The following is a 22,562-nucleotide window of genomic DNA, read 5'->3' as shown; positions in this document are numbered from 1 at the left end:
CCATCCGCCATCCCCTCGGCGTCCGCGCGAGCGCAGGAGAATCCGCCGAGAGCAGGACCACTGCGGGGGCATCGTCCTGCGCTCACGCGGATCTCCTTCCCTCGCAGCGGTCAGAGGTGCAGCCCCTGCGCCATCGCCGAGCGCAGCGAAGACTCGACATGGTCCCAGTCGTGCATCACCTCGAAGTAGTCGAAGCGGAAGACGGTGAAGCCCAGGAGGCGGAGCGCCCGGCCGTGCGCGATGTCGGCGCGCCGCTGACGCGCGTCGCTGTGGAAGGCGAAGCCGTCGAGCTGCACGACGAGCCGACGGCCGATGAGGGCGTCCACGGGGCGACCGGCGAGCCACACCTGCTGCCGGAAGGGGATGCCCGCGCGGCGGCAGCGGTACGCGAACCGCGACTCCACGCCCGAGTCGGATCGGACTCCCGCCTCCGCGGCGAGCGCACGGGCCGCGACGCTGCCCCACTTCGTCCGCGCCATGGCGTCGGCGGAGATCCGGGTCCGCGCGAGTGCCGACTCCCACACGGCGAACGCCGCTTCGCCGTCCGCGCACACCGCGATGCACGCAAGGACGTTCTCGATCGGATCGAGCAGGGTCCGGGGTGCGACGGCGACGACGGGCGACGCCCAGTGCGCGCGCACGCCGGGTTCGCCGGCGCGCGCATTCGGTGCGAGCGCGATGTGGATCGCATCGGCCGAACCAGGCGGGCACCAGAGCCCGTGCTGCTCGAGCGCGCTTCGGCAGGTGATGCGCCCGCCGAGCCGCGCCGCGGCGTGGACCTCTGCCGGCGCCTCGGGAAGGACGAGCCAGGAGCGGCGCAGCAGCGCGATGCCCTCGGCGCGGGCCGCACGGCGCAGGCGATCGGGCGACCACCCCGACTCGAGGAGATCGCGGCGGTGGCGGTACCCGCCGTGGGCGGAGAGGAGTGCGCGCAGGGACATGCGGAGAGCCTGGCCCCCGCGGAGCGTCCGGCGAGCGCCACTCCTTCGCGCTGTGGACGGACCCGCGGCGGCGCACGCGGCTGTGCACAGGGTGTCGGCGCCCCGGCTGCCCCGTGGGGCCCGCCCCGCGTCGCCATCGCCCGCCGCAGGAGAATCCGCCGAGAGCAGGACGGATTCGGCCGTGCGCCCCTGAACTCGGCGGATCCTCCTGCTGTCGCCGGGGCGGAACGCCCCGCTGCGACGCCGACCAGGGCCATCCGGCTAGGGTCGACGGGTGAGCTGGGAGCGGACGCGCACGGTGGCAGGGCGGATGGCCGAGGTCGCGCAGACGGGGTCGACGAACGCCGACCTCGCGCGCGCGATCGCGCAGGGCGAGGAGTGGCCGCACCTCGGGGTGCTCCTCACGCACGACCAGCAGGCGGGGCGCGGGCGTCTCGACCGACGCTGGGTCGCGCCTCCGGGCGCCGCGCTCGCCCTGTCGGTCGTCGTGCGGGTGCCCGATCTCCCCCTCGCCGGGCGCGGCTGGATCCCCCTCGTCGCGGGAGTCGCGATGCAGCGTGCGGTCGCGGCGCAGACCCCGGGCATCCGGGTCGGCCTGAAATGGCCGAACGACGTGCTCGTCGCACACGAGGGCGACGAGCTCCGGAAGATCTGCGGCGTGCTGGCCGAGGGCACCGCCGACCCCGACGCCGTGATCGTCGGCACGGGGGTCAACACGCGCCTGCAGCCGATCGACCTCCCCGTGCCGACGGCGACGTCGTTCCCCGCGCTGGGCCTTGAGTGCGACGAGGACGCCCTCGTCGCGGACTACCTCACGGCGCTCGACGACCTGCTCCGCGGTCTCGCCCCGGCGGGCGGCGACGCCGTCGCGTCCGGAGCGCACGCCGCGGCGACCGCCGTGTGCACGACGCTCGGCCGCGACGTCGCCGTGTCCCTCCCCGATGGGATGACGCTGCGGGGGCGCGCGACCGAGCTCGCTCCCGACGGGCGCCTCATCGTCGTCGCGGACGGCGACCGCGTGGCGGTCTCGGCCGGCGACGTCGTGCACGTCCGCTGAGCGGCCCGGCGCGGCGCGGCGGAGTCCTGCCCGCGTCGCGGACAATGGGGGCATGAGCACGCCTGGATTCGCGGGTCGGCCCGCCACGCCGCCGGTCGCCCCCGCGCCCGAGCTGCTCGTGGCGCGCCTGCACGGCCACGCCAGGCGGCTCACCTGGTCGGCGCTGCTCGTCATCGCCACCGCGGGCGCGACGGGCTTCCTGCTCGGCAACCTGCCGGCTCCCTTCGAGGACTGGATGCTGCTGGCCGCGGCGGGCGCCGTCGTCCTGCTCGGCGCCGTCCTGCCGCTGCTCGCATGGCTCACCCGCACGTACACGATCACGACCCGGCGCGTGATCGCGAAGCGCGGCCTCCTCGCCCGCGACCACAGCGAGCTCTCGCACACGCGCGGCTACTCCATCCGACTCCGCCGCGGGGTGCTGCAGCGGATGTGGGGAGCGGGCACGCTCGTGCTGTCCGACGGCGTCACGGCGCCGCTCGTGCTGCGGGACGTGCCCGACGCCGGCCTCGTGCACGAGGTGCTCGCCGACCAGGTCGAGATGAGCCAGATCCAGGCGCACCGCGAATCGCAGGGCTTCTCGTTCGGGCACCAGCTGCCCGCGCCCCGCGGCTGATCGTTCGCGGGTCCGCCGATGCGTCAAAATGGACGCATGACGATGCGTGTGGGTGTGATCGGCGGCGGCCAGCTCGCGAGGATGATGATCGCTCCCGCGGTCGAGATGGGCATCGAGCTGAGCGTGCTCGCCGAGCAGGAGGGCATGTCGGCTGCACTCGCCCAGGCCGCCGTGGGCGACTACCGGGATGCCCAGACCGTGCTCGCGTTCGCGAAGGACGTCGACGTCATCACGTTCGACCACGAGCACGTGCCGCAGGACGTCCTGCACGCGCTCGTCGACGCGGGCGTCGCGGTGCACCCGGGCCCCGACGCGCTGCGCTTCGCACAGGACAAGCTCGTGATGCGCCGCCGCCTGGCCGAGCTCGGCGCGCCGCAGCCCGACTGGGCCGCCGTCGCCGAGCCGTCCGAGCTGCAGGCGTTCCTCGACGACCACGGCGGGCGCGCGGTCGTGAAGACGCCGCGGGGCGGCTACGACGGCAAGGGCGTGAAGGTCGTCTCCCGCCCGGAGGACGTCGCCGACTGGTTCGCCGACTTCGACGGCGAGGCGCTGCTCGTGGAGGAGCTCGTCGACTTCCGCCGCGAGCTCGCGCAGCAGGTGGCGCGTCGCCCGAGCGGCGGGATGGTCGCCTACCCCGTCGTCGAGACCGTGCAGCGCGGCGGCGTGTGCGCCGAGGTGCTCGCGCCCGCGCCTGACGCAAGCGAGAAGCTCATGGAGGTCGCCGCGCGCCTCGGCAAGTCGATCGCCGAGGGGCTGCGCGTCACGGGCATGCTCGCGGTCGAGCTCTTCGAGACCGTCGACGACCGCATCCTCGTCAACGAGCTCGCGATGCGCCCGCACAACAGCGGGCACTGGACGCAGGACGGCGCCGTGACGAGTCAGTTCGAGCAGCACCTGCGCGCGGTCCTCGACCTCCCGCTCGGCGCTCCCGACGTCGCCGCGGGCGCGGTCGTCATGGTGAACATCCTCGGCGGCCCGCAGGGCGAGCAGCTCACCGACCGCTTCGCCGCGGCCATGGCGGCGCATCCGCTCGCCAAGATCCACACCTACGGCAAGGAGCCGCGCCCCGGTCGCAAGGTCGGGCACGTCAACGTCGCCGCCGATGAGCTCGACGACGCCGCGTACGAGGCGCGCGCGGCTGCCGCCTTCTTCGACTGATCCGCGCGGGTCTCCGAGGGCGGTGTCGCCGCACCACACAGCTTCACGACGGGCGTTGTGTGTGCCCTCCAAGTCGCGCGCGGCGGCCGCGACTAGGGTGGAACGCGTGACCGAACCCGACATGTCCACGACCCAGGGCAAGATCGCCGACCTGCGCGCCCGCTACGACGAGGCCGTCGTCCAGGCCGAGGCGAAGGCGCAGGAGAAGCAGCACGCCAAGAACAAGCTGACGGCGCGCGAGCGCATCGAGCTGCTCGTCGACCACGGCTCGTTCGTCGAGTTCGACGAGTACGTGCGCCACCGCACGACCGCGTTCGGGATGGAGAGGTCGCGGCCGTACGGCGACTCGGTCGTGACCGGCGTCGGCACGATCCACGGTCGCACGGTCGCCGTCTACGCGCAGGACTTCTCGACCTTCGGCGGCTCCCTCGGCGAGGTCGCGGGCGAGAAGATCATCAAGATCATGGAGTTCGCGCTGCGCGGCGGGATGCCCATCGTGGGCATCCTCGACTCGGGCGGCGCGCGCATCCAGGAGGGCGTCGTCGCCCTCGGCAAGTACGGGGAGATCTTCCGCCTGAACACCGCCGCGTCGGGCGTCATCCCGCAGATCTCGATCATCATGGGCCCCGCGGCGGGCGGCGCGGTGTACTCCCCCGCGCTCACGGACTTCGTCATCATGGTCGACAAGACGAGCCAGATGTTCGTCACGGGCCCCGACGTCATCAAGACCGTGACCGGCGAGGACGTCGGCATGGAGGACCTCGGCGGCGCCTACACGCACAACACGCGCTCGGGCGTGGCCCACTACCTCGCCGAGGACGAGGACGACGCGCTCGACTACGCGCGCACCCTCCTCGGCTTCCTGCCCGACAACAACATGGCGGATGCGCCGGCGTACGAGTCGGCGTTCGAGTTCGAGACGACCGACGCCGACCGGCAGCTGAACACCCTCATCCCCGACTCGCCGAACCAGCCGTACGACATCCACGAGGTCATCTCGCGCACGGTCGACGATGGCGAGTTCCTCGAGGTGCAGCCGCTGTTCGCGCCGAACATCGTCATCGGCTTCGGCCGCGTCGAGGGTCGCACGGTCGGCATCATCGCGAACCAGCCATCGCAGATGGCGGGCACGCTCAACATCGACGCGGGCGAGAAGGCGTCGCGCTTCGTGCGCTTCTGCGACGCGTTCTCCATCCCGATCGTCACCCTCGTCGACGTGCCCGGCTACCTGCCCGGCACGGATCAGGAGTGGACCGGCGTCATCCGCCGCGGCGCGAAGCTGCTCTACGCCTACGCCGAGGCCACCGTCCCGCTCGTCACGGTCATCCTGCGCAAGGCCTACGGCGGCGCCTACATCGTCATGGGCTCGAAGCAGCTCGGCGCCGACATCAACCTCGCCTGGCCGACCGCCGAGATCGCGGTCATGGGCGGCCAGGGCGCGGTGAACATCCTCTACCGCGGCGAGCTCAAGAAGGCCGAGGAGGCGGGCGAGGATGTCGCCGCCGTCCGCACGCGCCTCGCGAACGAGTACACCTACAACGTCGCGAGCCCGTTCCTCGCGGCCGAGCGCGGCGAGCTCGACGGCATCATCGAGCCGGCCGCGACGCGCGTGGCGATCGCGAAGGCGCTGCGCTCGCTCCGCGGCAAGCGCGCGGAGCTGCCGCCCAAGAAGCACGGGAACATCCCGCTCTAGCGGGAGACGGCGCATGTCCGAGCAGAACGACATCCCCCGCGTCGACGTCGTGCGCGGGAACCCGACCGACGAGGAGCTCGCGGCCATCGTCGCGGTCGTGTCCGAGGCCTACACGCAGGAGGCGGCATCGGCCGTCGTCGACGACACGCCGTCGTTCGACGCGTGGACGAGGTCGCGCCGTCTCCGCCGTCCGCTCGCACGCGGCGGCTGGGGCCGCTTCGGCGGCTGAGACCGCTCAGGGGGCCGGTTCTTGTCCCCCGAAATACCTACAGACACGGGCTTGCGGGTTTTCCATACTGGATATGGAAACGCTTGTGCGTTGGCCGCCCCATCCGCTCCAGGGTAAGCAGATGGCGAGTCGGCACACCGCGGACGGTTTTCGGGTAACCGTCCGCACGGCCGGGGGTGAAGGATCACCCCCGGCCCTTTCCTTTTCCCCGCCTCAGGATGCCGCGGGCCGACGGATCTCGTGCCACAGCGCGACCGCGTCCTCGTCGGAGTGACCGCCCGCGGCCGCGCGCCCCACGACCGTCACGGCGATGTCGGGATGCGGCGCGGTGCGGATGATGATGCGGCCGGCATCCGCGGACGCGAGCGTCTGCGCGAGCTCGGCGCGGATGGCCGACAGCGCGTCGTCGCCGAGGTCGTCGAGTCCGCCCTCGTCGAGGACCGTGACGGCGGCGCCGCCCTCGCGGAGCGTCGCGATGACGCGCCGGACGTCGTCGTCGAGGAGCCGGGCCCCGCGCAGCTCGTCGCGCAGCGCGCCCTCCGCGAGCCAGGCGGCAGCGCGCTGCTCGTCGGTGAGGGCGCCTCCCGACGCGATCACCTGGGTGAGCACGGGCGCGGCGACCTGCAGGGCGTACTGCACGCGCTCGCGCCGCTCGCGGCGGCGCACGAGCTGCGCGGACTGCCATGCCGCCGACGCCTGCTGCAGGCTCGCGAGCTTCACGGTGTCGGAGTACGCCCGGTCGGTCGAGATCTGCATGAGCTGGCCGACCCCGACCCAGAGGAACGACCCGACGAGGCCGAAGGCGAGCGCGTTCCCGATGCCCATGAGGATGGAGCTGCTCACGCCGAGGAGCGCGATCCCCGTCCACGCCGAGATCGGGCGGCGGCGCACCATGACGATCGTCATGAGAGCACCCGCTCCCCCGACGTACCAGGTGACGTGCGGCGCCATCCGCGCGCTCTCGTCCGCGCAGGCCGTCACGACCCACGGCATCGCGGCCGACACGGCGAGAGCGCACGCGGTCGCCCACACGGGCAGGCGCGCGACGTCGCGGCGCGCGGAGTCGACCGAGCGCACGGCGAGCACGAGGATGGTCGCGCCGAGGTAGAGCACGACGCCCGCGATGAGGAATCCGGGCCGGTCGACCGGCTGCGTCGGGAAGACGCCGCGCGCGGCGAGGTACCCCGAGAACGCGGCGGCGAGGATCGTGAGGACCTTGCGGACCTTCACGGGGCCTCCTCCGCCTCGCGCCGGTAGAGGCTGTCGTCGTCGCCCGCGGGCCAGGTGATCGTCACGACCGTGCCGCGCTCGTCGGATTCGATGGCCGCTCCGCCGCCGACCGCGGCCACGCGCGCGAAGATCGACGCCCGGATGCCGAGGCGGTCGGCGGGGATCGACGCGAGATCGATGCCGCGGCCCGCATCCGACACGACGATCCGGATGCGCCCGTGACGCGCGGTGAGGCGCACGGCGAGGCCGCGGCCATCCGCGTGCTGGATGGAGTTCGCGACGGCCTGCGTGGCCGCGAGGACGAGCGCGCGCGCGACGCGGCCGGGGATGCCCGGCATGGGCAGCTCGTCGCCCGCCACGGCGAGCACGACGCCGAGCCCTCGCGCCTGCGCCTGGAGCTCCGAGGCGATCCAGGCGGAGGTCACGGGAGCGTCGCTGCCCTCCGGCTCGTCGGACTCGGCGTTCGCGAGGCGCGTGAGCGCCTCGCGCGCCATCGACACGGCGAGCTGGCGCTCGCGATCCGACTGCGCGCGGCCCGCGGCGATGAGGGCGGCGAGCACGCTGTCGTGCATGAGGGCCGCGACCTCGACGCGCTCCTGCTCAGCGGCCTCGGCCGAGGCGGCGCGGGAGTACTGGTCGATCGCGGCGGCGCGCGCGGCGTCGACACCCGCGGCGAGACTGCGGAACATCCAGATGAGCGCGACCGCGGTTCCCCCGACGATGAGCGAGAGGGAGACGTCGTAGACCGACGTCAGCCAGTGCTCGGCCGAGAACTCGCCGCGCGAGAGCCGGACGATCGCGAACAGCAGCGGGACGACGACGACCCACACGAGCTGCCAGGACACGGGGAAGACGAGGGCGGCCGCCGCCGGCGCGACATTGAGGAGGAAGAAGACCCAGGGGCCTCCCGCTGGCTCGTACCGCGGCTCGGGGAGCGCCCAGAACAGCAGCAGCGAGAGCGGGAAGAGGAAGGCGAACACCGTGGCCGCGGGGCGCGCCCACCGGCCCGCGAGACACGCGGCGATCATCGCCGCGAGCGACGCGAACACGGTGGCCGTGAGCAGCGTGCGCGGGAGCGGGTCGAGGTCGGACCCCATGGCGGTCAGGAACGACTGGACGCCGAGGAGGGCCGACGCGAGGGCCACGGCGATCTGCAGGACCCGCTCGATGCGTGCGGAGGTGAAGCCGCGCTCGATCTCGACGGCGGTCGCCGTGCGGCGCGGCAGCACGTGCGTCCAGGCCTCGGCGATCGCCTCCTGTCCCGAGGGGATCCCGCGCGTGCCGCCCGCGGACATCACCCCTCCGCGGGCGCTTCGACGATGCCGTCCTCGATCGCCCGCCGCAGCAGATCCACCTTCGTCGGGGCGGGGCGCCCGACCTCGGTGTACTTCACGCGGATGCGCGTGATGTTCTCCTTGGCCGTCGAGTACGCGATGCCGAGGCGGTCGGCGACGGCCTTGAGCGGGAGCCCCGCCGCGTACAGCCGGAGCACCTCGCGCTCGCGCGTGGCGAGCTGCGCGTCGGCGAACTCGCGGTCGCCCTCGACGGCGCTGGCCCACTCGACGTTGTTGAGGGGCTCGCCGCCCGCGGTCGTGTGGACGGCGCTCAGCACGTCCTCGAGGGGCGACGACTTGCTCACGACGCCGGCCGCGCCGGCCGCGAGCGCCTCGCGGACCGCCGCAGGACGATCGGCGACGGAGTGGATGATCACGGAGGACTCGCCCGCGAGCCGCAGGACGTTCTCGGTGACGGTCGCGCCGTCGCCGAGGGTGAGGTCCAGCAGCACGACGTCGACGGGCGGCGCCTTCGTCTCGGCCCGCCACGCGAGATACGCCGAGACCGAGACGCCGCTGTAGACGACCTCCTGGCCGTCGCGCTGCAGCGCCGCCTCGAGCCCGAGACGAACCGACTCGTGATCGTCGATCAGGGCCACGCGTGTCATGGCGAGAAGCCTATCGCCAGACGACGCTGGCTCACGCGCGGCGCAGGACCGCGAGCGCCTCCACATGGTGCGAGTTCGGGAAGAGATCGAACGCCTCCAGGCGCTCGGGCGCGTAGCCGTGGGCGCGGAACAGCCCCACGTCGCGCGCGAGCGCGACCGGGTCGCAGGCGACGTAGACGACGGCGGACGGCTCGAGCGCGGCGACCGCGTCGACGACCTCGCGGCCCGCCCCCGCACGCGGAGGGTCGAGCAGGGTCACGCCCCGACGCAGCGCGTCGCGGTCCGCGGGCTCCGCGTCCGCGGCGAGCGCGCCGAGCCAGCGCTCGACGCGTGCGGTCACGGCCTCGGCGCGCGGATGGCGCTCGAGGTTCTCGCGCGCGTGCGCGGTCGCGCGGGGCGTGGACTCGACGGACGTGAGACGGGCGTCGCCGTCCGCGGCGGACGCGAGCGCATCGGCGAAGAGCCCCACCCCGCCGTAGAGGTCGAGGTGCCACGCGTCGGCGTCGAGGCCGTGCGGCGCGATGTCGTCGAGGGCACGGGCGACCGCCGCGTGCAGCGTCCGCGCCGCGAGGCGGTGCACCTGCCAGAATCCGCCCGCATCGACCTGGAAGCCGCGGTCGCCGACGCGCTCGACCACGACCTCGGGGGCGGGGGCCGGCTGCGCGCCCCGCGTGCGCCGGCGATCCGGGCGGCGGATGACCCGGACGCGCCCGTCGGCCGGCCGGACGAGGTCGACCCGGCCGGGCTTCTCGCGCTGGAGCGCGAGGGCGGCGCTCTCGATCTCCGCGACAGCGAGCGGGTGGTGCGCCACCTCGATGACGCGATGGCTGCGCGAGGCGAACGGGCCGATCCGGCCATCCGCGTCGACATGGAGCCCGACGCGCGTGCGCCAGCCCGTGCCATCCGCCGACTCGGTCTCGTCGCCGTCCGCGGCGGGCGCGACGACCACGTCGACCTTCTCGTCCGCGAAGCGCGCGAACGCGTCGCGGAGGACATGCGCCTTGAGCTCACGCTGGTGCGCGAGCGCGATGTGACCGAGGTCGGCGCCGCCGACCCGGTCGGCGGGGTCGCGGGCGATGTCGGCCTCGGCCCAGATGTGCGGCTGGCGATGCTCCGACGCGTCGAGCACCTCGAGCGCCTCGGCTCGCGCGAAGCTCTTCTTGACCTCCGCGACCCGCGCGCGGACGCGCTCCCCGGGGACGGCGTCGGGCACGAAGACGACCCTGCCCTCGTGCCGCGCCACGAAGACGCCTCCGTGCGCGATGTCCGTGACCTCGAGGTCGACGACGTCTCCCGTCTGCATGCTCCCATCGTCGCACCTCGCCCCTGGCGGATCGCCTAGCGTGGAGCCATGCAGGTCTGCCTCGCCTCGACGTCTCCCGCGCGCCTCATGCTCCTGAACCAGGCCGGCATCGAGCCGCTCGCGATCGCCCCCGCCGTCGACGAGGAGGCGGCGATCGCCGAGCTCGAGGAGCGCGAGGGCCGGGTGCTGCCGCCCGACGAGCACGTCCTCGTCCTCGCACGCCGCAAGGCGGCGGATGTCGCCGCGCGCGTCCTGCAGGTCCACCCCGGCTTCGACGGCGTCGTGATCGGCGGGGACTCCATGTTCGAGCTCGACGGGGAGATCTACGGCAAGCCCTATACGCCCGAGGCGGCGACGGCGCGCTGGCAGGGCATGCGCGGCCGCACCGGCGTCCTGCACTCGGGCCACGCGGTCATCCGCGTCCGCGCGGAGACCGAGCCGGTCGAGGCGCACGCGACCGCGCGGGCCTCGGTGTCGTTCGCCGCGGACGTGAGCGACGACGAGATCGCCGCGTACGTCGCGACCGGCGAGCCTCTCCTCGTGGCCGGCGCGTTCACGGTCGACAGCCTGGGCGGTGCGTTCATCGAGCGTGTGGAGGGCGACCCGTCGACCGTCGTCGGCATGTCGCTCTCGACCGTCCGCCGTCTCGTCCGAGAGCTCGGCGTCGAGTGGACGTCGCTCTGGAACCGCCTGCCGTCGTAGGGAACGGCACACCTTTCGGCGCGCACTTTGTGAGGGTCACTCAAAAGGCGGCGTCCGACCGTGACTAGTCTGGAACGCATGCCTGATATCGCCAAGGTGCTCATCGCGAACCGCGGCGAGATCGCCGTCCGCATCATCCGCGCAGCCCGCGACTCGGGGATCGCCTCGGTCGCCGTCTACGCCGACCAGGACCGCGATGCGCTGCACGCGCGCCTCGCCGACGAGGCCTATGCCCTCGAGGGCGCCACGAGCGCCGAGACCTACCTGCAGATCGAGAAGATCCTCTCGGTCGCCCGTCGCTCCGGTGCGGACGCCGTGCACCCGGGCTACGGCTTCCTCGCGGAGAACGCCGCGTTCGCGCGCGCCGTGCAGGCCGCCGGCCTCATCTGGATCGGGCCGTCGCCCGAGGCGATCGAGGCGCTCGGCGACAAGGTCACCGCGCGCCACGTGGCCGAGAAGGTCGGCGCGCCGCTCGCGCCCGGCACGCCCGGCCCCGTCGACACGGCCGAGGAGGTCGTCGCGTTCGCCGAGAAGGCCGGCCTCCCGATCGCGATCAAGGCGGCCTACGGCGGCGGCGGCCGCGGACTCAAGGTCGCGCGCACCCTCGACGAGGTGCCGGAGATGTTCGAGTCGGCCACGCGCGAGGCGATCGCGGCCTTCGGCCGCGGCGAGTGCTTCGTCGAGAAGTACCTCGACAAGCCCCGCCACGTCGAGACGCAGTGCCTCGCCGACGCCGAGGGCAACGTCGTCGTCGTGTCGACGCGCGACTGCTCGCTGCAGCGCCGTCACCAGAAGCTCGTCGAGGAGGCCCCCGCTCCGTTCCTCACGGACGAGCAGAACGCCATCCTCTACGCCGCTTCCAAGGCCATCCTGCGCGAGGTCGGCTACACGGGCGCCGGCACGTGCGAGTTCCTCGTGGGCGCCGACGGCACCATCTCGTTCCTCGAGGTGAACACCCGCCTGCAGGTCGAGCATCCGGTCTCCGAGGAGGTCACCGGCATCGACCTCGTCCGCGAGCAGTTCCGCATCGCGGCCGGCGGCACCATCGACTACGACGACCCGGCTCCGCAGGGCCACTCGATCGAGTTCCGCATCAACGGTGAGGACCCCGGTCGCGGCTTCCTGCCCCAGCCCGGCCCGATCCACGTGTTCAAGACCTTCGGCGGCCCGGGCATCCGCCTCGACTCGGGCGTCACCGCGGGCGACGAGGTCTCGGGCGCGTTCGACTCGCTCCTGGCGAAGATCATCGTCACCGGCCGGACGCGCGAGGAGGCGCTCGAGCGCTCGCGCCGCGCCCTCGACGAGTTCGAGGTCGCGGGCCTGCCCACGGTGCTCCCGTTCCACCGCAAGGTCGTGCGCGACCCCGCCTTCACGGCGGAGGACGGCGTCTTCGGCGTGTACACGCGCTGGATCGAGACCGAGTTCGAGAACGACATCCCCGCGTGGGACGGCGAGCTCGAGGCGCCGCGCGCGGCCGAGAGCCGGCACACGGTCGTCGTCGAGGTGAACGGCAAGCGGCTCGAGGTCAGCCTGCCCGACCGCGTCGTGACGGCTCCCGGCGCGACCGGCCGCCCCGCGGCCGTCCCCTCGTCCCGCCGCAAGCACGGCGGCGGCACCGCGACCGCGGGCGCCTCGGGCGATGCCCTCAAGTCGCCCATGCAGGCGACGGTCGTCAAGGTGGCCGTCGAGGAGGGCCAGCAGGTCGTCAAGGGCGACCTCGTCGTCGTGCTCGAGGCGATGAAGATGGAGCAGCCGCTGCACGCCCACAAGGACGGCACGATCGGCTCGATCGACGCGACGCCCGGCGCCACCGTCGGTGCGGGCCACCAGCTCCTCCTGATCGGCTGATCTCCCCCGGGCATGTCCCACGTGTTCCGGCCATCCGCCCCCGGAACCCGGAACACGTGGGACATGCGTGGGCGGGTCAGCCGAAGGCGCGGTCGAAGCCGAGGCTGCGGGCGATGATCCCCAGCTGGACCTCGGTCGAGCCCTCCCCGAGCGTGAGGATGCGCGCGTCGCGGTAGTGCCGCGCGACCGGGTTCTCGTTCATGAACCCGTACCCGCCCCAGATCTGGGTCGCGTCCGACGCATTGGCGACCGCCGCCTCCGATCCGATGAGCTTCGCGAGCGAGGCCTGGGTCGTGAACGGCGCCCCCGCGTCGATGCGGCGAGCCGCGTCGTGCATGACCGCGCGGGCCGCCGCGACACGGGCCTGCATCCGCGCGATCGTGAACGCGATGTGCTGGTTGTCGCCGATCGGGCGCCCGAAGACGACGCGGCGCTTGGCGTGCAGCACGGCCTGCTCGAGGCACCCCTGCGCCGCGCCGACGCAGAGCGCCGCGAACGCGACCCTGCCCTCGTCGAGCACGCTGAGGAAGTTCGAGAAGCCGCGGCCGCGCTCCCCCAGCAGGTTCTCCTCGGGCACGCGGACACCGTCGAACACGAGCGGATGCGTGTCGGACGTGTGCCACCCGACCTTGTCGTATGCGGGCAGCGCGGTGAACCCGGGCGTCGGGACCGGCACGATGATCGTCGACAGCTCGGGCCCTCGCCGTCCGTCGCGCCCGACGCGCTCGCCGGTCACGGCGGTCACCGTCACGACGCTCGTGATGGGCGTACCCGAGTTGGTGATGAACTGCTTGGATCCGTTGATCGTCCACCAGCCGTCCGAGAGCGTGGCGGTCGTCTTCGTCGCCCCCGCGTCGGAGCCCGCCTCGGCCTCGGTGAGGCCGAAGGCGGCGAGCGCCTCGCCGCGTGCGAGGGCGGGCAGGTGCGCGCGGCGCTGCTCCTCGGTGCCGAAGCGGTAGATCGGCATCGCGCCGAGCCCGAGACCCGCCTCGAGCGTGACCGCGATGGACTGGTCCACGCGCGCGAGCTGCTCGACCGCGACGCACAGGTGCAGGTACGACTTGCCCTGCCCGCCGTACTCCTCGGGCAGCGGCAGGCCGAACAGCCCCATCCGCCCCATCTCGGCGATGATCTCGAGCGGGAGGCGGCGCTCGGTGTCGTAGGTGTACGCGGCGGGCGCGACCACGTCGTCGGCGAACGCGCGCACGGTGCGCGCGAGCTCCTGCAGATCCGGCTCGAGCATCTCGGTGCCGTCGACGGGGGTGCGGGTGGGCGTGATGAGCGACATCGTCGTCTCCCTTCAGGGGGCGGGGCTCGTGGCCCCGCGTGCGGTGCGCGCGAGGATGGCGCGCGCGTGTCGGAGAACCGGCTCGTCGACCATGCGGCCCTCGAACCGGAAGACGCCGCCGTGCGCGGAGGACTCCGCGATCAGGCGGCGCGCCCAGGCGGCGTCGGCATCCGAGGGCGCGAACGCCGCCCGGATGGCCGCGACGTGCGACGGATGGATGGCGGCCTTCGCGGCGAACCCGCTCGCGGCCGCGTCCTCGGCCTCGGCGCGGCAGCCGTCCAGGTCGCCGATGTCCAGGTGCACCGCGTCGACGGCCGCCTTCCCGAAGGCTCCCGCGGCGAGCAGGATGGCCGAGCGCGCGTGCATCGCGACGGCGCGGTAGGCGCCGTCCTGCGTGCGGCTGGAGGTTCCGCCGATCGACGCGACGAGGTCCTCCGCGCCCCACATGAGCGCCGTGACGCGCGGGTGCGCCGCGATCTCCGCGGCGCGCACGACGCCCGCCGCCGTCTCGCACAGCGCGACGACCTCGAGGTCGCCGAGCGCGTCGACGTCTGCGGCGGCCTCCGTCTTCGCGAGCATCACGGCGCGATACGACGACCGGCGCACGGCGTCGAGGTCGGCGGCGAGCTGTCCGCTTCGGGCGTCGTTGACCCGCACGAGAGTGCGGGCGGGGTCGAGCGCGGACTCCACCACCGCGCGACGAGCGGCGTCCTTCGCGTCGGGCGCGACGGCATCCTCGAGGTCGAGGACCACCGCGTCGGCTCGCTCGGCCGCCTTCGCGAACCGGTCGGCGCGGTCGGCGGGGCAGAAGAGCAGAGCGGGACCGAGCGCGACGCTCATCGCGGCCTCCCCTGCATGAGCACCGTACGGACCGCGCGGGCCACGACGACGCCGTCCTGGTTGCGGCCGATGTGCTCGAGGGTCACGATCCCCTGGCCGGGTCGGGAGCGCGAGGGCCGCGTCTCCTGCACGCGCGTCTCGCCGTAGAGGGTGTCCCCGTGCCGCATGGGGGCGGGGAACTCGACGCTCGTGAACCCGAGGTTCGCGACGATCGTCCCGTTCGTGAGCTGGCCCGTCGACATCCCGACGATCGTCGCGAGGGTGAGCATCGAGTTGACGAGTCGCTCGCCGAACTCCGTCTGCGCCGCCCAGTGCGCGTCGAGGTGCAGGGCCTGCGTGTTCATCGTCATGGTGGTGAACAGCACGTCGTCGGCCTCGGTGATCGTGCGGCCCGGCCGGTGCTCGTAGACGACTCCCGTCTCGAACTCGTCGAACCACAGCCCGCGCTGGGTGATGCGGCGCTCGGCGCTCACGGCGTCCCCTCCTCGTCTGACGCCCCCGCAGGGAGCAGGATCCGCGCGACCTGCTGGCCGCGCGACACGGTCTCGCCGACCGCGACGTCGAGGCGCACCATCCCGGCGACCGGCGCGCGCAGGACGTGCTCCATCTTCATCGCCTCGACGCTCGCGACGGCCGCGCCCTCGCCGACCTCCGCGCCGTCGGCGACGTGGACGGCCACGACGGTCCCTGGCATGGGCGAGGCGAGGGCGGGCGCGGCTCCCCTGCGCACCCGGCGCGGCGGGGCGTACGGGGCGACGCGCGCGTCGCCGTCGGGCCCGACCGCCCACAGCGCGCCCGCGGGGTCCCCCGGGTCCTCGAGCACCCGCACGGCGCGGGCGTCGGCCTCCGCGACCGGGCGCGCGGCGCCATCCCGTTCGACCGAGATCCGCCACGGCGTCGCACGGATGTCGATCGACACGGTCGCGACGGCGTCGCCGTCCGCGTAGCGCAGCCGTGCGCCCCGCGCCCCGCCGATGCGCCAGCCGTCGGCGGCCCACGCCCCCGTCGTCGGCGGCAGCTCGTGCAGCGCGCACGCTGCGAAGGCCGCGTCGGGCGTCGTCTCCGCCGCGAGGCGGTCGACCTCGCGGTCGACGAGGCCCGTGTCGAGGGCGCCGTCCGCGACCGCCGGCACCTCGAGCAGTCGACGGAGGAAGCCGAGGTTCGTGACGATCCCCGGCAGGTGCGTCTGCGCGAGCGCATCGCGCAGACCCGCGACGGCGTCCGCGCGCGTCGCCGCGTGGACCGCGATCTTCGCGAGCAGGGGGTCGTAGTGCGCGCCGACGACCGTCCCGGCCTCGACACCCGCGTCGACGCGAGCGCTGCTCGGCCATGCGACGTCGATGAGCCGCCCGCCCGTCGGCAGGAACCCGGCCGACGGATCCTCGGCGTAGACGCGCGCCTCGATCGCGTGCCCGGTCATCCGCATGTCCTCCTGCGCGATCGCGAGGCGCTCGCCCGCCGCGACGCGCAGCTGCTGCTCGACGAGGTCGACGCCGGTCACGAGCTCGGTGACGGGATGCTCGACCTGCAGCCGCGTGTTCATCTCCATGAAGAACGGCTCATCGGGGCGCGCACCCGACACGATGAACTCGACCGTCCCCGCGCCCGTGTACCCGACGGCCCGGGCCGTCTCGCACGCCGCGCGCCCGATCGCCTCGCGCTGCGCCGCGTCGAGGAGCGGGCTCGGCGCCTCCTCGATGATCTTCTGGTGACGACGCTGCAGGGAGCACTCCCGCTCCCCCAGGTGGATGATCGCGCCGTGCGCGTCGGCCAGCACCTGCACCTCGATGTGCCGAGGGTCGGCCACGAAGCGCTCCACGAAGAGGGTGTCGTCGCCGAACGCGCCGGCCGCCTCGCGCCGCGCCTGCGCGAGCGCCGCGGGCAGGTCCTCGGGGCGGTCGACCCGGTGCATCCCCTTGCCGCCCCCGCCCGCCGACGGCTTGACGAGCACGGGGAAGCCGACGCGCGCCGCCCCCGCGATGAGCGCGGCGTCGTCGAGCCCCGGCTCGGCGATGCCGGGCACGGTGGCCACGCCGCGCGTCTCGACCGCGGCGCGCGCGCGGATCTTGTCGCCCATCGTCTCGATCGCCCCGGGCGGCGGGCCGATGAACACGATGCCGGCCTCCGCGCAGGCCCGCGCGAACGCGGCGTTCTCCGACAGGAAGCCGTACCCGGGGTGCACGGCCTGCGCACCCGCTGCGAGCGCGGCGGCGATGACCGCCTCGATGTCGAGGTACGACCGCCGCGGATCGGCGGGGCCGATGCGGATGGCCTCGGTCGCGGCGCGCACGTGGGGTGCGTCGGCATCGGCGTCGGAGTGCACCGCGACCGAGGCGATGCCGAGCCGATCGAGCGTGCGGATGACCCGCAGCGCGATCTCTCCGCGGTTGGCGATGAGGACCCTGTCGAACATCGCCCTCACATCCGGAAGACGCCGTAGCGGACGTCGGGCAGGGGCGCGCGGCCGACGATGCCCAGGGCGAGGCCGAGCACGCGACGCGTGTCGGCGGGATCGATGACGCCGTCGTCCCACAGGCGCGCGGTCGAGTAGTACGGCGACCCCTGGCGCTCGTACCGCTCGCGGATGGGCTCCTCGAACGCGGCCTGCTCGGCGTCGGACCAGGTGCCGCCGTCGGCCTCGATCTGCTCGCGCTTGACCGTGGCGAGCACGCTCGCGGCCTGGGGCCCTCCCATCACCGAGACCCGCGCATTGGGCCACAGCCAGAGGAACCGCGGGTCGAACGCGCGACCGCACATGGAGTAGGTGCCGGCTCCGAACGACCCTCCGACGACGACGGTGAGCTTCGGGACGCGCGCGCACGACACCGCGGTGACCATCTTCGCGCCGTTCTTCGCGATCCCGCCGCGCTCGTACTCCGCGCCGACCATGAAGCCCGTGATGTTCTGGAGGAAGACGAGCGGGATGCCGCGCTGGTCGCACAGCTCGACGAAGTGCGCACCCTTGAGCGCGCTCTCCGAGAAGAGAACGCCCTGGTTCGCGACGATGCCGACGGGGTGGCCGAGGATGCGCGCGAACCCGGTCACGAGCGTCGTGCCGTAGCCCGCCTTGAACTCGTGGAACGCGCTCGCGTCGACGAGGCGGGCGATGATCTCACGCACGTCGTACGGCGTCTGGAGATCCTCGGGGATGGCGGCATAGAGCGTCTCGGGTTCGACGACCGGCTCGCGGGGCGGGGCGATCTCCCACGGCGGCGCCGGGTCGGGCGGGAGCGTCGCGACGATGTCGCGCACGATGCGCAGCGCGTGCTCGTCGGAGTCGGCGAGGTGATCCGCCACGCCCGACACCGTCGTGTGCAGCTCGCCGCCGCCGAGGTCCTCGGCCGAGACGACCTCGCCGGTGGCCGCCTTGACGAGCGGCGGGCCGCCGAGGAAAATCGTCCCCTGCTCGGCCACGATGACGGTCTCGTCGCTCATGGCGGGCACGTAGGCGCCTCCCGCGGTCGAGGAGCCCATGACGCACGCGATCTGCGGGATGCCCGCAGCGCTCATCGTGGCCTGGTTGTAGAAGATGCGGCCGAAGTGCTCGCGGTCGGGGAAGACCTCGTCCTGCATCGGGAGGAATGCGCCGCCGGAGTCGACGAGGCTGATGCACGGCAGCCGGTTCTCTCGCGCGACCTCCTGCGCGCGGAGGTGCTTCTTGACCGTGAGCGGGAAGTACGTGCCGCCCTTGACCGTCGCGTCGTTGGCGATGACGACGCAGCGGCGGCCCGACACCGTGCCGATGCCGGTGATGAGACCGGCCGCGGGCGCCTCGTCGTCATACAGGCCGTTCGCCGCGAGCGGCGACAGCTCGAGGAACGGGCTGCCCGGATCGAGCAGCCGGTCGACGCGCTCGCGCGGCAGCAGCTTGCCGCGCGCGACGTGCCGCTCGCGCGCACGGGCACTGCCGCCGAGCGCCGCGGACTCCAGCCGAGCGCGCAGGTCGGCGACGAGCTCGCGCATCCGCGCGTCGCGCGCCGCGCCCTCCGCGCCGCCCGCGTCCACCGTCGTCGTCAGCCGCTCCATGGCCATCCTCACCCCCGTGCGAGCGCGAGCCCCGGTCGCTCGAGCATCTCCCCGACGTCGACGAGGAAGGCGCTCGCCTCCCTGCCGTCGATCACCCGGTGGTCGAACGACACCGTGATCGTCATGACGTCGCGCAGCGCGATGTCGCCGTCGTGCTCCCAGGGCGTGCGCCGCACCGCGCCGAGGGCGACGATCGCCGACTGTCCGGGCGTGAGGATCGGGATGCCGCCGTCGACGCCGAAGACGCCGACGTTCGACACGGTGAGCGTCGACGACGTGAGCGCGGCGAGCCCGATCGAGCCGTCGCGCGCGGCGGCCGCGCGCTCGGCGATGGCGCCGGCGAGCGCGATGGCGTCGAGACGCTCGGCGTCGTCGACGCTCGCGACGACGAGACCGCGGTCGGTCGCCACCGCGATGCCCAGGTTCACGCGATGATGGAACTCGATCTCCCCCGCGTCGGCGTCGAAGCGCGCGTTGACGCCGGGCGTGCGTCGAGCCGCGAGCACGATGGCGCGCGAGGCGAGCGAGAGGAGCGTCGGGCTCGCCCCGCCCTCTGCGGCGAGGTCGCGAGCGAGGCGCAGGGTCTCCGTGACGTCGACCTGCAGGAAGCACGCGGCGTGCGGGACCGAGAGCGCCGACGCCGTCATCGCCTTGGCCGTCTCCCGGCGCAGCCCGCTCAGGCGCTCGCGGTGCGAGGTCGGCGGAGCGGGGTGGGCGGCCGCGCGATCGAGGTCGGCGCGTGTGACGACGCCGCCCTCGCCGGTCGCGGTGACCGCGGCGAGGTCGATCCCCCGCTGCTTCGCGAGCTGGCGGACCGGCGGGAACGCGCGCGCGGGCGACCCCTCCGCGCGCACGAACGGCGTCTGCGCGAACGTGCGCGGTCTGCGCGTGGGGCGCCGCGCGCCGTCCATCCGCACCGACCCGACGAGCATGGCGACCCGCTCCTCGGACGGCTCGGATTGCTCGGGCGGGGCGTCCGCGGAGGGCTCGGGCTCCGCGGGCGGGGCGTCCGCGGATGGCGCGGGCGGGGCGTCCGCGGGCTCTGCGGGCTCTGCGGGCTCGGGGTCGGCCGCCTCTGCGGCGTCCTCGAGGTCGTACTCGACGAGCGGGGCGCCGACCTCGACGGTCTCGCCCTCGCTCGCGTGCAGGCGGCGGATCACGCCCGCGTAGGGGCTCGGCAGGTCGATGACGGCCTTCGCCGTCTCGACCTCGGCGATGACCTGGTTGAGCGCGACGGAGTCGCCCTCGGAGACCTTCCACGCGACGATCTCGCTCTCGGTGAGGCCCTCCCCGAGGTCGGGCAGGCGGAAGACGGCGGTCATCGCGCGCTCCCCTCGAGGACGAGCCCCGTCCGCGACGAGCGGCGCCCGAGCGAGCGGTCGACCGCGTCGAGGATGCGGTCGAGGCTCGGCAGGTAATGGGACTCGAGAGCGGATGGCGGGTAGGGCGTGTCGTATCCGGTCACGCGCTCGGGGGTCGCCTCGAGCGCCCCGAACGCCCGCTCGACGACGCTCGCGATGAGCTCGCTCGACACCGACACCTCGGCGGGCGCCTCGTGGGCGACGACGAGGCGCCCGGTCCGCTCGACGCTCGCCACGACCGTGTCGACGTCGAGCGGCGAGATGGAGCGCAGGTCGATGACCTCGATCTCGATCCCCTCGTCGCGGGCGGCGAGGGCGGCGTCGAGCGCCGTCTGCACGACCGCCCCGTACGCCGCGAGCGTGACGTCGCGTCCGCGGACGAGCACCTCGGCGGTGTCGAGGTCGCGCACGAGCGCCGTGTCGACCTCCCCCTTGGACCAGTACCGCGCCTTGGGCTCGAGGAACACGACGGGGTCGTCGCTCGCGATCGCGGCACGCAGCGTCGAGTAGGCCTCCTGCGGGCTCCACGCCGTGACGACGCGCAGGCCCGGCGTGTGCGCGAAGTACGCCTCGGGCGACTCGGCGTGGTGCTCGACCGAGCCGATCCCGCCGCCGAACGGCACGCGGATCGTGACGGGCATCCGCAGCCGACCGTGCGTGCGGTAGTGCAGGCGCGACAGCTGCGTGACGATCTGGTCGAGTGCGGGGAAGACGAAGCCGTCGAACTGGATCTCGACGACCGGTCGCGCGCCGCGGTAGGCCATGCCGACCGCGGTTCCGACGATCGCGGACTCGGCGAGCGGCGCGTCGATCACGCGCTCCGCGCCGAAGCGCGCCTGCAGTCCGTCCGTCACGCGGAAGACGCCGCCGAGCCGCCCGATGTCCTCGCCCATGAGGACGACGTCGGGATCGCCCTCGAGCGCGTCCGCGAGGGCGCGCCCGACGGCCGCGCCCAGGCTGAGGGTCTCGACCGTCATCGCTCCTCCTGGATGCTCGCCGCGAATGCGAGGTGCTCGGCTCGCTGGCGCCGGATCCGACGCGTGGGCGTGACGGTCACGTGGTCGAAGAGGCTCTCCGGGGCGGGTGCCTCGCCCTTCACGACGGCCGCGCGCATCTCCTTGGCGATCGCGTCGCAGCGGATCCGCGCCTCCTCCCGGATGTGCTCGATCGGCGCCCCGACGGAGGCGAGGTGGCGCTCGAGCCGGTCGATCGGGTCCTTCGCGCGCCAGGCGTCGACCTCGTCGGCGTCCCGATAGCGGCCGGGGTCGTCCGTCGTCGTGTGCGGGCCCATCCGGTACGTGACCGCCTCGACGAACGTCGGCCCCTCTCCCCGACGCGCGCGGTCGGCCGCCGCGCGCATCGCGGCGAGGACCGCGAGCACGTCGTTGCCGTCGACGCGGATGGCCGGGATCCCGAAGCCCGTCGCGCGCAGCGCGAGCGCAGCGTGCGACTGCACGCGGACCGGCTCGGAGATCGCGTACTGGTTGTTCTGGCAGAGGAACACCACGGGCGCCTGGAACGAGCTCGCGAACACCATCGCCTCGCTCACGTCGCCCTCGCTCGTCGCGCCGTCGCCGAAGCACGCGACCGCGATGTCGTCGCCGCCGTCGCGGCGCACCGCCATCGCGTATCCCGTCGCGTGCAGGGTCTGCGCGCCGATGATGATCTGGGGCGTGGCCATCCGATGCGCGAGGGGATCCCAGCCCGAGAGCGCGTGGCCCTGCCACACGCGCAGCAGGTCGCCGAGGTCGACGCCCCGCAGCACGGCGAGGGCGTGCTCGCGGTACGAGCCGAAGACGAAGTCCGTCTCGCGGAGGGCGTGCGCGGCCCCGACCTGCGCCGCCTCCTGTCCGCGCAGCGGCGGCCACAGCACGAGCTCGCCCTGACGGGTCAGGGCGAACGCCTCCTCGTCGACGCGGCGCACGAGGGACATGTCGACGAAGAGGTCGGTGAGCGCGGTCTCGTCGAGGTCGGCCAGGTGCTCGTCGAGCGTGCGGCACGCGCGTCGGGAGCCGTCGGGGGCGAGGACGCCGAGCGGGGTGTCGAGCCCCTCGACCAGCTCGCTGCGGGGTGCGGGAATGGCGATCGACATCGCGGAACCTCCTCGTTCGCGCTGCGCCTTGTGGGCGTCATTGCCGTCCTGGTCCGGACACCGCTCACGCTACGCCGACCCAGCAGACCGAGCAATGACATCCGTCAGAAGTCCGCAGATTGCTCACTCCTCGCCGCCCCTCCGGCTCTGCATGTCTCACTTATCGTCGTTATGGGACCCCGAAACCCACGACGAGTGAGACATGCACGAGGGCGGCATGCGGGAGGGCGGCATGCGAA

At 73.6% G+C, this 22,562-nt stretch carries 20 protein-coding genes; 7 read left to right on the top strand and 13 right to left on the bottom strand.

The window, feature by feature from the left end; translation table 11 throughout:
• Positions 1-110 precede the first annotated feature (110 nt).
• Positions 111-941, bottom strand: a complete 831-nt coding sequence (locus ACOWU6_RS00235) for an endonuclease domain-containing protein (RefSeq protein ID WP_421074316.1) — start codon at positions 939-941, stop codon at positions 111-113.
• Between the two features lie 274 nt (positions 942-1,215).
• On the opposite strand from ACOWU6_RS00235, the gene ACOWU6_RS00230 reads away from it, so the two are divergent.
• The 5 genes from ACOWU6_RS00230 (at position 1,216) to ACOWU6_RS00210 (ending at position 5,691) form a co-directional block, all read left to right on the top strand.
• Complete coding sequence (locus tag ACOWU6_RS00230) at positions 1,216-1,998, top strand: biotin--[acetyl-CoA-carboxylase] ligase (RefSeq protein WP_421074315.1); 783 nt, start codon at positions 1,216-1,218, stop codon at positions 1,996-1,998.
• 52 nt (positions 1,999-2,050) lie between these two features.
• Positions 2,051-2,611: a PH domain-containing protein gene (locus ACOWU6_RS00225; protein ID WP_421074314.1), complete on the top strand. Its 561-nt coding sequence runs from the start codon at positions 2,051-2,053 to the stop codon at positions 2,609-2,611.
• A gap of 36 nt (positions 2,612-2,647) precedes the next feature.
• The gene (locus tag ACOWU6_RS00220; RefSeq protein WP_421074313.1) at positions 2,648-3,769 is read left to right on the top strand and encodes a 5-(carboxyamino)imidazole ribonucleotide synthase; all 1,122 of its coding nucleotides are present in this window, start codon (positions 2,648-2,650) and stop codon (positions 3,767-3,769) included.
• Between the two features lie 121 nt (positions 3,770-3,890).
• On the top strand, positions 3,891-5,462 hold the full coding sequence (locus ACOWU6_RS00215; RefSeq protein WP_282979738.1) for an acyl-CoA carboxylase subunit beta: 1,572 nt from the start codon (positions 3,891-3,893) through the stop codon (positions 5,460-5,462).
• Between the two features lie 13 nt (positions 5,463-5,475).
• Complete coding sequence (locus ACOWU6_RS00210) at positions 5,476-5,691, top strand: acyl-CoA carboxylase subunit epsilon (RefSeq protein ID WP_271173834.1); 216 nt, start codon at positions 5,476-5,478, stop codon at positions 5,689-5,691.
• 213 nt (positions 5,692-5,904) lie between these two features.
• Here the strand turns inward: ACOWU6_RS00210 and ACOWU6_RS00205 are convergent, their stop codons facing one another.
• Genes ACOWU6_RS00205 through ACOWU6_RS00190 form a run of 4 tightly spaced genes read right to left on the bottom strand, consistent with a single transcriptional unit; the run spans position 5,905 to position 10,166 of the window.
• On the bottom strand, positions 5,905-6,921 hold the full coding sequence (locus ACOWU6_RS00205) for a hypothetical protein (protein ID WP_421074312.1): 1,017 nt from the start codon (positions 6,919-6,921) through the stop codon (positions 5,905-5,907).
• Positions 6,918-8,216 carry a sensor histidine kinase gene (locus ACOWU6_RS00200; RefSeq protein ID WP_421074311.1) on the bottom strand — a complete coding sequence of 433 codons (1,299 nt, stop codon included), beginning with the start codon at positions 8,214-8,216 and terminating at the stop codon, positions 6,918-6,920. The genes ACOWU6_RS00205 and ACOWU6_RS00200 overlap by 4 nt, the downstream gene beginning before the upstream one ends.
• Positions 8,216-8,863, bottom strand: a complete 648-nt coding sequence (locus ACOWU6_RS00195) for a response regulator transcription factor (RefSeq protein WP_271173837.1) — start codon at positions 8,861-8,863, stop codon at positions 8,216-8,218. Before ACOWU6_RS00195 ends, ACOWU6_RS00200 begins: the two co-directional genes overlap by 1 nt.
• 31 nt (positions 8,864-8,894) lie before the next feature.
• Positions 8,895-10,166 carry a class I SAM-dependent RNA methyltransferase gene (locus ACOWU6_RS00190; RefSeq protein ID WP_421074310.1) on the bottom strand — a complete coding sequence of 424 codons (1,272 nt, stop codon included), beginning with the start codon at positions 10,164-10,166 and terminating at the stop codon, positions 8,895-8,897.
• Between the two features lie 48 nt (positions 10,167-10,214).
• On the opposite strand from ACOWU6_RS00190, the gene ACOWU6_RS00185 reads away from it, so the two are divergent.
• Both ACOWU6_RS00185 and ACOWU6_RS00180 read left to right on the top strand, forming a co-directional pair.
• Positions 10,215-10,868 carry a Maf family protein gene (locus tag ACOWU6_RS00185; RefSeq protein ID WP_271173839.1) on the top strand — a complete coding sequence of 218 codons (654 nt, stop codon included), beginning with the start codon at positions 10,215-10,217 and terminating at the stop codon, positions 10,866-10,868.
• Positions 10,869-10,946: 78 nt separating this feature from the next.
• Entirely contained in the window at positions 10,947-12,716 is a 1,770-nt protein-coding gene (locus ACOWU6_RS00180) for an acetyl/propionyl/methylcrotonyl-CoA carboxylase subunit alpha (RefSeq protein WP_282979660.1), read from the top strand.
• A 76-nt stretch (positions 12,717-12,792) separates the two neighbouring features.
• Here the strand turns inward: ACOWU6_RS00180 and ACOWU6_RS00175 are convergent, their stop codons facing one another.
• The 8 genes from ACOWU6_RS00175 to pdhA form a co-directional block, all read right to left on the bottom strand.
• Positions 12,793-13,959, bottom strand: a complete 1,167-nt coding sequence (locus ACOWU6_RS00175) for an acyl-CoA dehydrogenase family protein (RefSeq protein ID WP_271173957.1) — start codon at positions 13,957-13,959, stop codon at positions 12,793-12,795.
• Positions 13,960-14,016: 57 nt separating this feature from the next.
• Positions 14,017-14,844 (bottom strand): HpcH/HpaI aldolase/citrate lyase family protein, encoded by an 828-nt coding sequence (locus ACOWU6_RS00170; RefSeq protein WP_421074309.1) that lies wholly within the window; start codon positions 14,842-14,844, stop codon positions 14,017-14,019.
• Complete coding sequence (locus ACOWU6_RS00165) at positions 14,841-15,317, bottom strand: MaoC family dehydratase (RefSeq protein WP_271173842.1); 477 nt, start codon at positions 15,315-15,317, stop codon at positions 14,841-14,843. Before ACOWU6_RS00165 ends, ACOWU6_RS00170 begins: the two co-directional genes overlap by 4 nt.
• The gene (locus ACOWU6_RS00160) at positions 15,314-17,257 is read right to left on the bottom strand and encodes a biotin carboxylase N-terminal domain-containing protein (RefSeq protein ID WP_421074308.1); all 1,944 of its coding nucleotides are present in this window, start codon (positions 17,255-17,257) and stop codon (positions 15,314-15,316) included. Before ACOWU6_RS00160 ends, ACOWU6_RS00165 begins: the two co-directional genes overlap by 4 nt.
• A 5-nt stretch (positions 17,258-17,262) precedes the next feature.
• Positions 17,263-18,807 (bottom strand): carboxyl transferase domain-containing protein, encoded by a 1,545-nt coding sequence (locus ACOWU6_RS00155; RefSeq protein WP_421074542.1) that lies wholly within the window; start codon positions 18,805-18,807, stop codon positions 17,263-17,265.
• Positions 18,808-18,878: 71 nt separating this feature from the next.
• On the bottom strand, positions 18,879-20,192 hold the full coding sequence (locus ACOWU6_RS00150) for a dihydrolipoamide acetyltransferase family protein (RefSeq protein WP_421074307.1): 1,314 nt from the start codon (positions 20,190-20,192) through the stop codon (positions 18,879-18,881).
• Positions 20,189-21,208: an alpha-ketoacid dehydrogenase subunit beta gene (locus ACOWU6_RS00145; protein ID WP_271173846.1), complete on the bottom strand. Its 1,020-nt coding sequence runs from the start codon at positions 21,206-21,208 to the stop codon at positions 20,189-20,191. The genes ACOWU6_RS00150 and ACOWU6_RS00145 overlap by 4 nt, the downstream gene beginning before the upstream one ends.
• Positions 21,205-22,323 carry a pyruvate dehydrogenase (acetyl-transferring) E1 component subunit alpha gene (gene pdhA / locus ACOWU6_RS00140; RefSeq protein ID WP_271173847.1) on the bottom strand — a complete coding sequence of 373 codons (1,119 nt, stop codon included), beginning with the start codon at positions 22,321-22,323 and terminating at the stop codon, positions 21,205-21,207. Before pdhA ends, ACOWU6_RS00145 begins: the two co-directional genes overlap by 4 nt.
• Between the last annotated feature and the right edge of the window lie 239 nt (positions 22,324-22,562).

Origin of the sequence: Microbacterium sp. SA156, from assembly GCF_049065455.1 — a bacterium.
Taxonomy (GTDB): Bacteria; Actinomycetota; Actinomycetes; order Actinomycetales; family Microbacteriaceae; genus Microbacterium; species Microbacterium barkeri.
This window is presented reverse-complemented; position numbering and strand designations above follow the sequence as displayed.